Genomic DNA, 12,556 nt, shown 5'->3' with positions numbered 1-12,556 from the left:
ATGATATATGATTATGAGTATTTTAAAAAGGAGATTTATTCTCTGACTACGATCGATCTGAATGCTTACAAAGAGAAGCAGATGAAACGGCGTATTGATACTCTGATCGCCAAGCATAAGATCGTAGGTTATGACAAGTATGTACAGGCACTGAAGACGGATAAAGTACTTTTTGAGGAATTTGTAGGATACATTACTATCAATGTTTCAGAATTCTACCGTAATCCTGAACAGTGGAAATATCTGGAAGAGACCGTGATCCCGGAACTGATTCAACGCTTCGGCAAGAACCTGAAGGTTTGGAGTGCGGCATGTTCCACGGGAGATGAGCCTTACTCTCTGGTAATGGCTCTGTCACGGCACATTCCGTTACAGCAGATTCGTATCTATGCTACAGATCTGGACAAACAGGTTATCGCAAAGGCAAAGACCGGCCTGTATGGAGAAAAGAGCATAGAAGGCGTGCCGGAGGATCTGAAGAAGAAATACTTCACGAAGATTGGTCCTTCTTACAAGATTGCAGATGAGATCAAGGCAAGAGTGGATTTTCACCAGCACAATTTACTGAAGGATACTTATCCTACCGACTGTAATCTGATCGTGTGCAGAAATGTATTGATTTACTTTACAGAAGAAGCAAAGGATGAAGTATTCCGGAAGTATTACCAGTCACTGGCCAAGGGTGGTATGCTGTTTATCGGAAGTACCGAACAGATCATGAATTATCGCGAAATCGGATTTGACAGAAAGAGTTCTTTCTATTATGTGAAACCGATGTAGTGAGTACAGAAAATGACAAAATAAGAAAGAGGAAAGCAGTTTTGCTTTCCTCTTTTTGTACTTTTTGTACTTTCTGTGCTATAAGTGCTATAAGTACTATAAGTACATCTAAGGGACGATGTCTCATTTCGTTCCGGTTAGTAAGTAGATGCGATCATGGACAAAACATGATTGGCATACTGTGTAAATCCTTCTCTGTTTTTCTTCATTTCATCCGTCAACTCGAAGAATAATTCCTTGCTCTTATAATCTCTCTTGAAGAATGGCGTGAACAGAATCTCCCATTGGGGAAGATAGCAGGAGAATTTCCGGGTGTAACAGTTCGCTGCGGAGGCTTGGAGCCTGTGCTCTTTGTCCACGAAACCGGCTACAGATTTGTGCAATGCCACATCTTCCGTAGGAAGATAGTAATAGTCCTTGTAGTTGGAATAGAAATATTTTAATTCTTCCTCGTAAATGGGAACCTTTAAAGTAGCCGATTCTCCTTCTCCACGGAAATAGCAGTTGGCCGCAGAAGCGGTTACCAGTCTGGGCAGGGAAGTGGGAATCTGCAGGGTGATCAACAGTTCCTTGCGCTGTGCGCCACTGACATCTTTGTAATAGTTGGCCTGTACTTTTCTGGCTTTCACACAATTCTCGTTGAACAGATCATAGTAGGCCAGAATCGGAAGAACTTCCAACATTCCCTTCAGGTCGTCCGCATTATGCAAAAATAATGCTTTTTCTGTGAATTCCGAAGGATTTTTTACATAATCATGGTATAGACCAATGAGTTCTCCGCCGGAGAAAACATCGGTCCGGGCAATTCCGAGATACTGCTCCAAAGTTTTCTGCTTACAGTTCGGCAGCTTTAGGAAGAATTTATAAGGGGAGATCCGGCGGTAAATGTCGATACCCTGAAATCCGTCAAAGGAGAACGGAAGCTTTAACTGCGCACATTTCTGGGTGATAAAGGGAAGGTCAAAATTATTGCCGTTGAAATGTACCAGATAGCGATAATCTCTTGCAAAATCAAAGAAAGCAGTGAGAATATCCCCTTCCTGGGAATAGTCATCCGCCATCCACTGGATGGTCCGCCATTTGCCGGCCTGATAGTAGGCACAGCCAATCATATATAAATAAGAAGTACGGGAAGTGAATCCCGTGGTCTCAATATCGAGAAAAAGGATTTGTTCCAGAGGCGCCAGCTTATCCAAGGGATAGGAGATCGCGAAATCCTCCAGAGTCTCTTCTGATTTTTTCATGTATGACCTCTTTCTGCCGTGTGGGCAAGTTAATAAACGCTTTCTTCGTTCTTCGAACTCTCGAAAGCGTAACAAACATGCGTAATCCGGGCTATCGCCCTACTTACTTATGTTTGTTTATTCACCTCATAGAAAACCTGTGCTGCCTGCAAGCAGTCACACAGACTTTCTATGGGTGAATTTATTTTACCATAATTTTAGAATTTGCAGTAGCATTTTGTTGATAAAAGTTGATAAAAATAGTACAATTATCATAATGCAATTTGCAATACAAGTAACTATTTAGAAAGGATGTTAGGAAATGGCAAAGTTGACATTTGTAGGCGGAATACATCCCTATGATGGAAAAGATCTGTCCAAGGACAAACCGATCCAGGATGTCCTGCCCAAAGGGGAAATGGTCTATCCGTTGTCCCAGCACATCGGCGCTCCGGCGAAGCCCATCGTGGCAAAAGGAGACCGGGTGCTGGCGGGACAAAAGATAGCGGAAAGTGGTGGCTTCGTGTCGGCACCCATCTATGCATCTGTGTCGGGTACGGTAAAAACCATTGAGACGAGACGTGTGGTAACAGGAGATCTGATACAGAGTATCGTGATCGACAATGACGGCCTGTATGAGAGCGAAGAATTTCATCCTTATGCACCGGTGGACAAACTGCAGAAGGAAGAGATCATCGACATTGTGAAGGAAGCCGGTATCGTAGGTATGGGTGGTGCCGGATTTCCTACGCATGTCAAGCTGTCTCCCAAGGATCCTGACAAAATTGAATATGTAATTGCTAACTGTGCGGAATGTGAGCCTTATCTGACTTCCGATTACCGCAGAATGATGGAAGAGCCGGACAAGCTGATCGGTGGTCTGAAGATCATGCTGAAGCTGTTTGACAATGCCCACGGTATTCTGGCCGTGGAGGACAATAAGCCGGATTGTATCTCTCTGTTAAAACAGATGACTAAGAACGATCCTCAGATCACGGTGAAGGCACTGAAGACCAAGTATCCTCAGGGCGCGGAGCGTCAGCTGATCTATGCCACAACGGGACGGAAGATCAATTCCTCCATGTTGCCTGCGGACGTAGGTTGTATTGTAGATAACGTAGATACTGTGGTTGCCATTTACAGAGCGGTGACGGAAGGACGCCCTCTGATGGAACGTATCATCACTGTTACCGGAGATGCTGTGGCCAATCCCCGGAATTTTCGTGTACCTATCGGTATGAGTTATCAGGAACTGTTGGATATAGCCGGTGGATTTAAGCAGGAGCCGGAGAAGATCATCTGCGGAGGTCCCATGATGGGATTCGGTATGTTCCAGCTGGATGTACCTACCACAAAGACCTCTACCGCATTACTGGCACTGACCCAGGACGATGTATCCGCTATGGAGCCCAGTCCCTGCATCAACTGCGGACGTTGCGTGGAAGCATGTCCCGGACGTATTGTTCCCAGCCTTTTGGCAACCTATGCGGAGCATTTTGATGAAGAGGCTTTCGTGGAACATAACGGTATGGAATGCTGTGAATGCGGCTGCTGTAGTTTTGTATGCCCGGCAAAGCGTCCTCTGACGCAGGAGATCAAATCCATGCGTAAGATCCAGCTTGCCAAGAAGAAAAAGAAGTAGGAGGGAAGAACAGTGAGCGGACTTTTAAAAGTATCTTCAAATCCTCATATCCGGTCAAAAGTAACGACCAGCAGCATTATGACAGCCGTGGTGATCGCACTGCTGCCGGCTGCCGGTTTCGGAATCTATAACTTTGGCCCCAGAGCACTGGCAGTCATGGCTGTGACCATTGCCAGTACAGTATTGACGGAGTTATTATTCGGCTGGCTCTGGAAGAAAAAAATCACGATTTCCGATATGTCAGCAGTGGTAACGGGACTGCTGCTGGCGCTGAATCTGCCGGTGAGCATTCCGCTGTGGATGGCGGCATTGGGCGGTGTGTTTGCCATCCTTGTGGTAAAAATGCTGTTCGGTGGTCTGGGTCAGAACTTTATGAACCCGGCACTGGCAGCCAGATGCTTTCTGCTGATCTCTTTCCCGTCCCAGATGACGAATTTTGCCTGTGATGCCTATACCGGGGCTACACCGCTGGCAGCACTGAAGGCAGGAGAGAGTGTCAATGTCATGAATATGATCGTAGGTAAGACCGCCGGTACCATCGGCGAGACTTCCGTGATCGCACTGCTGATCGGTGCCTGTTTCCTGATCCTGATCGGTGTGATCGACCTTCGGATCCCCGGTACATATATTGTGACCGTGATCCTGTTTGCGGGAATCTTCGGCGGGCACGGCTTTGATCCTGCCTATCTGTCTGCACAGTTAGCAGGCGGCGGCCTGATCCTGGGTGCCTTTTTCATGGCAACGGATTATGTCACCAGACCGATTACCATCAAGGGACAGTATGTATACGGTGCGGTACTGGGACTTCTTACCGGAATCTTCCGTATCTTCGGACCGGGAGCAGAGGGAGTGTCCTATGCCATCATTTTAGGTAACCTTCTGGTACCTCTGATCGAAAAATTCACCATGCCGGTGGCTTTTGGCAGAAAGGCAGGTGCGAAACGTGAAAAATAAGAATGATATTCAGGCAATGTTAAAAGAAGCGGGCATTTTGTTCGCAATTACTCTGATTGCTGGACTTTTGCTTGGCTTTGTCTATGAACTGACCAAGGAGCCCATCCGTCAGCAGGAGGAAAAAGCGGTGCAGGAAGCCTGTCAGGCGGTCTTTGCGGATGCGGAGCATTTTGAAGAACTGGATGCTTATACACCTTCTGCGGATACGGCGCAGAAGCTGGCAGATACCGGAATCACTATCGGTACCGTCTATGAAGCGCAGGATGCTTCCGGAACGCAGTTGGGCTATGTGATCCAGACCACGACCTCCGAAGGCTATGGCGGAAATATTGTGCTGTATGTGGGAATCCGTCTGGATGGTACGGTCAATGATATTTCTATTTTAAGTATTTCCGAGACTCCCGGACTGGGCATGAAAGCGGGAGATGTGCTGGTGCCGCAGTTCCACAACAAGAACGTGAAGAGCTTTGCCTACACCAAGACCGGATCCACTTCTGACAGTGAGATCGATGCCATCAGCGGTGCGACCATCACCACGAAAGCAGTGACTAACGCTGTCAACGGAAGCCTTCTGGCATTTAATGATTATGTACAGGGAGGTGCTGGCAATGAATAAAGCAGGTGAAAGACTTTATAACGGTATCATCAAGGAAAATCCTACATTTGTACTGATGCTGGGAATGTGTCCGACTCTGGCGGTGACCACATCGGCCATGAACGGACTTGGCATGGGCCTGACCACGGCAGTGGTACTTACCATGAGTAACCTGATCATTTCGCTGCTTAGGAAAGTGATCCCCAGCCGGGTGAGAATCCCTGCATTTATCGTGATTATTGCATCCTTTGTAACTGCGGTACAGCTGCTGTTGCAGGCGTATCTGCCGTCACTGAACGATGCTCTGGGTGTGTATATTCCTCTGATCGTTGTAAACTGTATCATTCTGGGAAGAGCAGAGAGCTATGCGTATTCCCATCCGCCCATTCCTTCCCTGTTCGATGGACTTGGCATGGGACTTGGTTTCTCTCTGGCACTGACTTGTATCGGTGCAGTACGTGAGATCCTGGCGGCCGGATCCATCTTCGGATTTCGGATCATGCCGGATTCCTATGTGACGATCAATATTTTCGGACTGGCTCCCGGTGCGTTCTTCGTACTGGCTGCACTGACCGCTTTGCAGAACTATATCAAGAATAAGAGAAAGCTAGCTGGCAAGGATTACGAGAAGATCCAGTCCGGCTGCGGACATGACTGTCTGCACTGTGGCGAGAGTGGCTGCTCGGAGCGGTTTTATGACAATACCAATACCACGGAAGAGGCTGTGAAGGATGCGGCAAAAGCGGCAGCAAAACCTCAGACGGCAGAGGATGATCTGGAGACCATCGATTTAGATAAGGAGGACAAATAAATGGATAGTGTAAAAGATATGCTTCTGTTACTGATCAGTTCCTCCATCGTCAGCAATATCGTATTAAGCCAGTTCATGGGACTGTGCCCCTTCTTAGGCGTGTCCCGCAAGATCAAGACGGCGGGCGGCATGGGAACGGCGGTTATCTTCGTTATTACGCTGGCCAGTGCGGTAGCGGGTGTGATCTACAAATTTATCTTACAGCCGTTACACATTGAGTATCTGGAGACGATAGTGTTCATTCTCGTCATTGCTGCACTGGTACAGTTCGTGGAAATGTTCCTGAAAAAGGCAATGCCTTCCCTGTATCAGGCACTGGGCGTCTATCTGCCTCTGATTACCACCAACTGCGCGGTGCTGGGTGTAGCCATTACCAACGTGCAGAAGGAATACGGTATTCTGACCGGTATCGTAAATGGCTTTGCCACAGCGCTTGGCTTTACCATTGCCATCGTGATCCTGGCAGGACTGCGTGAGAAGATGGAATACAATGAAGTGCCGGAATCTTTCAAGGGAATGCCCATGGTACTGCTGACAGCAGGACTGATGGCCATTGCTTTCTGCGGATTCTCCGGTCTGATCTAGGAAGGAGTAACATAGATGAGTATAACAGGAATTCTGATTGCTGCGGCTTGTGTCGGAATCGTCGGCATCTTTGTGGGACTGTTCCTTGGCGTGGCCGGCATTAAATTCAAAGTAGAAGTAGATGAGAAGGAAGAGGCGGTGTTAGCTGCCCTTCCCGGAAATAACTGTGGTGGCTGCGGCTTCGCCGGATGTTCCGGTCTGGCAGCTGCCATTGCAAAGGGAGAGGCTGCGGTGAACACCTGTCCCGTAGGCGGAGAGGAAGTCGGCAAAAAAATCGCCGCCATCATGGGTGTAGAAGCAGAGGCTTCCGAGCGCAAGGTAGCTTATGTGCATTGTCAGGGTGACTGCGAGCGGACCACAACGGATTATGATTATTATGGCATCAAGGACTGTCGTATGATGAGCTTTGTGCCTGGAGGCGGGCCGAAATCCTGCAACAGTGGCTGCCTGGGATTCGGAACCTGTGCACAGGTCTGTCCCTTCGATGCCATTCATGTAGAGAACGGTGTGGCTGTAGTAGATAAGGAAAAATGTAAGGCCTGCGGAAAGTGCGTGGAGGTCTGCCCCAAGCATCTGATCAGCTTACGGCCTTATTCCAATACGGTACAGGTAGCCTGCAGTTCTACGGACAAGGGCCCTGTTACCATGAAGGCCTGCAAGACCGGCTGTGTGGGCTGCGGTATCTGCGTAAAGAATTGCCAGCACGATGCTGTGAAGGTCGAGAATTTCCATGCAATCATTGATCCGGAGAAATGTGTGGGCTGTGGTGCCTGCATGGAGAAATGCCCGAAGAAATGTATCGTAAAAGCATAAAGAAAGTACAAGAGGAGAAAAGATATGCGTCTTCCGGACGATTATGAAGATCACGGAGGAGGGCTGACACCTACGGTGATCAGTGCCATCGTTGCTGTTACAATTTTCGTGGCAGTGATCCTTACGGTGGTGCTGATCATGAACAGACAGCCCACTTCCCACCAACAGAACAATACGGCTGCACAGACGGAGAATGTACAACAGGCAGAAAATAATCAGACAGACAAATATCCGGACACGCAGGACCTGATCACCGGAAGCACATTGACTCCTTCGGATCTGGATTTCTGGGACATGTACCCGGAGACTACGGCAACACCATTGCCGTCTGCGGAGCCTTCCCAAAAGGATAACAAAAAGGAAACAGCGGAAGCGGATCCCTCCACCGATGGAAAACATACCCTGGTGACCAACCGGGACGGCAAGGAAGAATGGGTGCTGATCAGCCCGTACCTTCCCAAGCACGAATATGATTTCACCAAACTGGTGTGCCAGTCCGACCTGATGAAATATTATCAGGACGGCAAACTGACTTCCTATGTCGGGGTGGATATTTCCAAATATCAGGATTATGTGGATTTTTTGAAACTGAAAAAAGCCGGAGTGGATTTTGTGATGTTGCGGGTAGGTGCCAGAGGCTATGGCAGCGGACAGATCGTATTGGATGATTATTTCGTAGACAATATCAAGAGAGCCACAGATGCTGGATTACAGATCGGGGTGTATTTTACCTCACAGGCCATCACGGAAGAAGAGGCGGTGGAGGAATCCAATATCGTTCTGGAGAATATCAAAGACTACAAGATCACCTATCCGGTGGCTTTTGATATGAGTTTTGTGGACAATGATACGACGAGAATCGAGACTGTCAGTCGTGCTGACAAGACGAAGATCACCAAGGCTTTCCTGGATACCATAGAGGCAGCCGGATATAAGCCCCTGCTTTACGGAGACAAGGAGTGGCTGATCAAAGAGATTGACCTGTCAAAATTATCGGCATATGACGTATGGCTTTCCCAGATGGAAGACGTGCCGGATTATCCTTATCGTTTTACCATGTGGCAATATGCCAATGATGTCACCATCGACGGCATTGCAGGCTATGCCAATATGAATATCAGTTTTATTGATTATTCGGAGAAATAGGCTCATAATTCAGGATTCCCGGTGCAATGTCGAGCGTAGAATAGATCTCGGCATAACGGCGGGGAGTGATGGCTTCCACATAGTTGGGGGTAAAATTACTGGTGACTCCTTTGCTATGCAAAATATCGATGGCCTTGTTATAGGCAATGGCTGCTTCGATATCAGTAGCGTAGCGCCCCACAATATAATTACCACGGATATGAATGCGGACAGTATAAACGTACTGTCCGTTTTTTGCTGCCGTTTTCCGGACACCGTGATAGATGTTGTGGATCTGCAGATTTTCCCTGCGGAAGTCCGTAGGATCTCCGTTGACAAAACAATAATCCACGCCGGTAACTCCGTAGCTTTTGATGCCATAGCGTGAGGTCAGCGTCTGCTGCATTCCGTAGTCGGCCACAAAATAATGATTTCCCCGGCACATGATCTTATGGGAAGAATAATAGAACAGGTCTTCCATGTCGAATTTTAAGACATGGTGGGGGGACAAATAATAATAGAAGAGCTGCTGTCCCAGATAGATCGGATTGCCGATGTATAGTCCGTTGTCCCGCAGATTGATCAGACTGACCCATTTTTCGAAGGACAAAGGGGACACCTTCTCGTAGGACTGCAGTGTCAGGGAAGGATCGGACAGCAGGAGAAGCCCCTGTTCGTAGGCCCGATGGGCCTGTAAGGCATCGGGGAAACTGCCAAGACTGATATGCTTGCCGTTTTTGGTCAGAGAAGCACGGTAATAGACAGTTCCGTCTTTTTTTTCGGCCCGGAAGACTCCTTTATATAATTGTTCTTTTTCAATGTTTTGCTCACTCATATTTCTATAGTAACATTTTTCTCCGGAGAACAACAGATATATTTTTCGGACGAGCTGCATAAAATGAAGTTAGAGCCAAAATGAGAATTGGGGAAAGGAACAAAGCCTGTATGTATAAAAGAGCATTAAGCGGACTACTTGCAATAAATCTGATATTTCTGATCGGTGTTTTAAGTCTCTGCCGCATGGAAGAAATCGGTAGGAAATTGCAGCAGACGGTGTCGGAGGTACATATGGAAGAAAGCCTGCTGGCGGACAAGGAAAGCATCATGATGGGGATTGCTTCCCGGACTTCTTCCGGACAGAGAGTAGTGGATTGCAGTGAATTACAGCGGGAGAGTAAGTACCAGCTGGAACAGGCGGATCTGGAAGTGCTGCTTCGGATCGTGGAAGCGGAAGCCGGGTGCGAAGACGAGGATGGGAAGCTGTTGGTGGCCAATGTGATCCTGAACCGTCTGAATTCCGAAAAATTTCCGGACAGCATTACGGAGATCGTATTCCAGCGGGAAAACGGGGTGTCACAGTTTTCTCCCATTGCCGACGGCAGTTATTACAAAGTAAGTGTCAGTGAAGAGACGGTAGAAGCTGTCGGACGGGCTCTGGCGGGCGAGGACATTTCCAGGGGAGCATTGTATTTTGCCGCCAGAAAATATGCCGACAGTGAAAGTATGCGCTGGTTCGATGAAAAATTGACGCTATTATTCCGACATGGCGGACATGAATTTTTTTCGGATAAAAAAGCGCTTCAATGATTCACCTTGCAACAGTGTTTAAAGTATGCTATACTTTTCGAAAATATAGATGGAGATGCTAGGGAGATATTCCAGCATACATTCATACATAGACACGGAGGAGAGGAAATGGAAGTAATTTATCGCAGCACACGCAGCAACAGCGAACCGGTAACCGCATCCCAGGCAATTCTGAAGGGATTATCCGATGACGGAGGACTGTTTGTACCGGATCATATTCCTGCATTGGACAAGAGTCTTTCAGAACTGACCGGAATGAGTTATCAGCAGGTAGCTTATGAAGTTATGAAATTATTCCTGACAGACTTTACCGAGGAAGAACTGAAAAATTGTATCAACAACGCTTATGATTCCAAGTTTGATACGGAGAAGATCGCTCCTCTGGTACAGGCGGATGATGCTTATTATCTGGAATTGTTCCATGGTTCCACCATTGCGTTCAAGGATATGGCACTTTCCATTTTACCTCACCTGATGATCACTTCCGCCCGTAAGAATAATATCAAGAATGAGATCGTGATCCTGACTGCTACTTCCGGTGATACCGGTAAGGCAGCTCTGGCAGGCTTTGCCGATGTCAAGGGTACCCGGATCATCGTATTTTACCCGAAGAACGGTGTCAGCCCGATTCAGGAGAAGCAGATGGTGACCCAGAAGGGTGCCAATACTTTTGTGGTAGGCATTCACGGTAATTTCGATGATGCCCAGACCGGTGTGAAGAAGATTTTCTCCGACAAGGAACTGGCAAAAGAAATGGATGAGAAGGGCTTCCAGTTTTCCTCTGCGAACTCCATTAACATCGGACGTCTGGTACCTCAGATTTGTTATTATGTTTATGCGTATGCACAATTATTAAAAGATGGTAAGATCACAGAGGGTGAGAAGATCAATGTTGTGGTTCCCACCGGCAACTTCGGTAATATTCTGGCTGCATTTTATGCGAAGAATATGGGACTGCCCATCGATAAGCTGATCTGTGCTTCCAATGACAATAAGGTATTGTATGATTTCTTCCGCACTGGCACCTATGACCGCAACAGAGAATTCGTACTGACCACTTCACCGTCCATGGATATTCTGATCTCCAGCAATCTGGAGCGTCTGATCTACCGTATTGCAGGCAATGATGCAGACAAGAACCGTGAGCTGATGAGCGCTCTGTCCGGCAACGGCAAATACGAGATCACCGAAGAGATGAAGGCACAGCTGGCTGACTTCTACGGCAACTTTGCAAGCGAAGCGGAGACCGCCGCAGAGATCCGCCGTCTGTATGAAAAATGCGGTTATGTCATCGATACTCATACCGCAGTAGCTTCCGCAGTGTACGGCAAGTATGTGGCTGAGACCGGAGATCACAAGACCACCGTGATTGCTTCCACCGCAAGCCCCTTCAAGTTCACCAGAAGCGTTATGGATGCCATTGACATCAAGTATGATGCCATGGGTGACTTTGAACTGGTGGATGAACTGTCTAAGATCGCCAAGGTGAAAGTACCCAATGCCATCGAAGAAATCCGTACCGCACCGGTGCTGCACGATACCCAGTGTGACGTGGACAAGATGAAAGACACGGTGAAGAGTTTTCTTGGAATGTAGTTAAGAATTAAAAATTAGTGAGATACCGCCCAAGTCACGTCAACGGCTTTCTGGGCGGTATTGTTTTTGTGTAAAAACTTTATCCTTTATCTTGCGGGGGTTCTTTGCTATAATAGGTAAGGTTAGCAGACTGTAACAATAATATGAAAATAGATACCGGAAGGAGAACAACATGACTGCAAAAGAAATGCTTGGAAAAGTGGATCATACCCAGTTGAAAGCCTTTGCTACCTGGGAGGACATCCAGAAATTATGCGATGAGGCGATTCAGTATCATACCGCCAGCGTATGTGTGCCCCCTTGCTATATCAAGAGAATCCATGACACTTACGGAGACAAAATCAATATCTGTACCGTAGTAGGATTTCCCTTAGGATACAGTGTGACGGAAGCCAAGGTGGCCGAGGTGCGCAAGGCACTGGAGGATGGTTGCAACGAGATCGATATGGTAGTGAATATCAGCGATGTGAAGAACGGGTTGCTTGACAAGGTGGAGGAAGAGATCCGTACACTGAAGAAAGAGTGCGGACATCATATCCTCAAGGTGATCATTGAGACCTGTTATCTGACCGAGGAAGAGAAGATTGCCATGTGTAAGGCAGTGACCAATGCCGGAGCGGACTTTATCAAGACTTCCACCGGCTTCGGAACCGGCGGCGCCACGAAGGAGGATGTGGAACTGTTCAAGAAATACATTGGCCCTAACGTAAAGATCAAAGCGGCAGGCGGCGTATCCAGCATGGAAGATCTGGAAATGTTCTTAGAACTTGGCTGTGAAAGAATCGGTACTTCCAGAGCTGTAGGACTCTGCAAGGGTGAACTTACGGAAGGGTATTGATTAACTG

General features: G+C 47.6%; 13 protein-coding genes. 11 read left to right on the top strand and 2 right to left on the bottom strand.

The features are described 5' to 3' along the window. A complete protein-coding gene (locus tag ACLTOH_RS01395; RefSeq protein WP_117464965.1) occupies positions 1-780 on the top strand; it encodes a CheR family methyltransferase in 780 nt (259 codons plus the stop codon). A gap of 137 nt (positions 781-917) precedes the next feature. Here ACLTOH_RS01395 and ACLTOH_RS01390 read toward each other — a convergent pair whose 3' ends face one another. Continuing rightward, the gene (locus ACLTOH_RS01390) at positions 918-2,024 is read right to left on the bottom strand and encodes a ribonuclease H-like domain-containing protein (protein ID WP_022311886.1); all 1,107 of its coding nucleotides are present in this window, start codon (positions 2,022-2,024) and stop codon (positions 918-920) included. Positions 2,025-2,325: 301 nt separating this feature from the next. On the opposite strand from ACLTOH_RS01390, the gene rsxC reads away from it, so the two are divergent. From rsxC to ACLTOH_RS01355, 7 genes are read left to right on the top strand one after another with little or no spacing between them, the layout of a single operon-like run. Next, a complete protein-coding gene (gene rsxC, locus ACLTOH_RS01385; protein ID WP_117568667.1) occupies positions 2,326-3,645 on the top strand; it encodes an electron transport complex subunit RsxC in 1,320 nt (439 codons plus the stop codon). Positions 3,646-3,657: 12 nt separating this feature from the next. Next, the gene (locus tag ACLTOH_RS01380; RefSeq protein WP_022311884.1) at positions 3,658-4,599 is read left to right on the top strand and encodes an RnfABCDGE type electron transport complex subunit D; all 942 of its coding nucleotides are present in this window, start codon (positions 3,658-3,660) and stop codon (positions 4,597-4,599) included. Positions 4,600-4,615: 16 nt separating this feature from the next. Further along, positions 4,616-5,215, top strand: coding sequence for an RnfABCDGE type electron transport complex subunit G (locus ACLTOH_RS01375; RefSeq protein ID WP_117464994.1), 600 nt, complete (start codon positions 4,616-4,618; stop codon positions 5,213-5,215). Beyond that, positions 5,208-6,005 (top strand): electron transport complex subunit RsxE, encoded by a 798-nt coding sequence (gene rsxE / locus ACLTOH_RS01370; RefSeq protein ID WP_022311882.1) that lies wholly within the window; start codon positions 5,208-5,210, stop codon positions 6,003-6,005. The genes ACLTOH_RS01375 and rsxE overlap by 8 nt, the downstream gene beginning before the upstream one ends. Continuing rightward, on the top strand, positions 6,006-6,590 hold the full coding sequence (locus tag ACLTOH_RS01365; protein WP_022153243.1) for an electron transport complex protein RnfA: 585 nt from the start codon (positions 6,006-6,008) through the stop codon (positions 6,588-6,590). 15 nt (positions 6,591-6,605) lie between these two features. Next, entirely contained in the window at positions 6,606-7,403 is a 798-nt protein-coding gene (locus ACLTOH_RS01360) for an RnfABCDGE type electron transport complex subunit B (RefSeq protein WP_117568669.1), read from the top strand. Positions 7,404-7,427: 24 nt separating this feature from the next. Continuing rightward, on the top strand, positions 7,428-8,549 hold the full coding sequence (locus tag ACLTOH_RS01355) for a glycoside hydrolase family 25 protein (RefSeq protein ID WP_117464968.1): 1,122 nt from the start codon (positions 7,428-7,430) through the stop codon (positions 8,547-8,549). On the opposite strand, the gene ACLTOH_RS01350 is transcribed toward ACLTOH_RS01355, so the two are convergent. Further along, the gene (locus ACLTOH_RS01350) at positions 8,527-9,363 is read right to left on the bottom strand and encodes a hypothetical protein (protein ID WP_227064058.1); all 837 of its coding nucleotides are present in this window, start codon (positions 9,361-9,363) and stop codon (positions 8,527-8,529) included. The two genes, ACLTOH_RS01355 and ACLTOH_RS01350, sit on opposite strands and share 23 nt — an antisense overlap. 110 nt (positions 9,364-9,473) lie before the next feature. On the opposite strand from ACLTOH_RS01350, the gene ACLTOH_RS01345 reads away from it, so the two are divergent. The 3 genes from ACLTOH_RS01345 to deoC all read left to right on the top strand — a co-directional run bounded on the left by ACLTOH_RS01345 (position 9,474) and on the right by deoC (position 12,549). Further along, positions 9,474-10,115, top strand: coding sequence for a cell wall hydrolase (locus ACLTOH_RS01345; RefSeq protein ID WP_227064059.1), 642 nt, complete (start codon positions 9,474-9,476; stop codon positions 10,113-10,115). A gap of 108 nt (positions 10,116-10,223) precedes the next feature. After that, the gene (gene thrC / locus ACLTOH_RS01340) at positions 10,224-11,711 is read left to right on the top strand and encodes a threonine synthase (protein ID WP_227064060.1); all 1,488 of its coding nucleotides are present in this window, start codon (positions 10,224-10,226) and stop codon (positions 11,709-11,711) included. 172 nt (positions 11,712-11,883) lie between these two features. Beyond that, positions 11,884-12,549, top strand: a complete 666-nt coding sequence (gene deoC, locus ACLTOH_RS01335) for a deoxyribose-phosphate aldolase (RefSeq protein WP_337413001.1) — start codon at positions 11,884-11,886, stop codon at positions 12,547-12,549. Positions 12,550-12,556 lie beyond the last annotated feature (7 nt).

Origin of the sequence: Waltera sp., assembly GCF_046969025.1 — a bacterium.
Lineage (GTDB): Bacteria > Bacillota > Clostridia > Lachnospirales > Lachnospiraceae > Acetatifactor > Acetatifactor acetigignens.
This window is presented reverse-complemented; position numbering and strand designations above follow the sequence as displayed.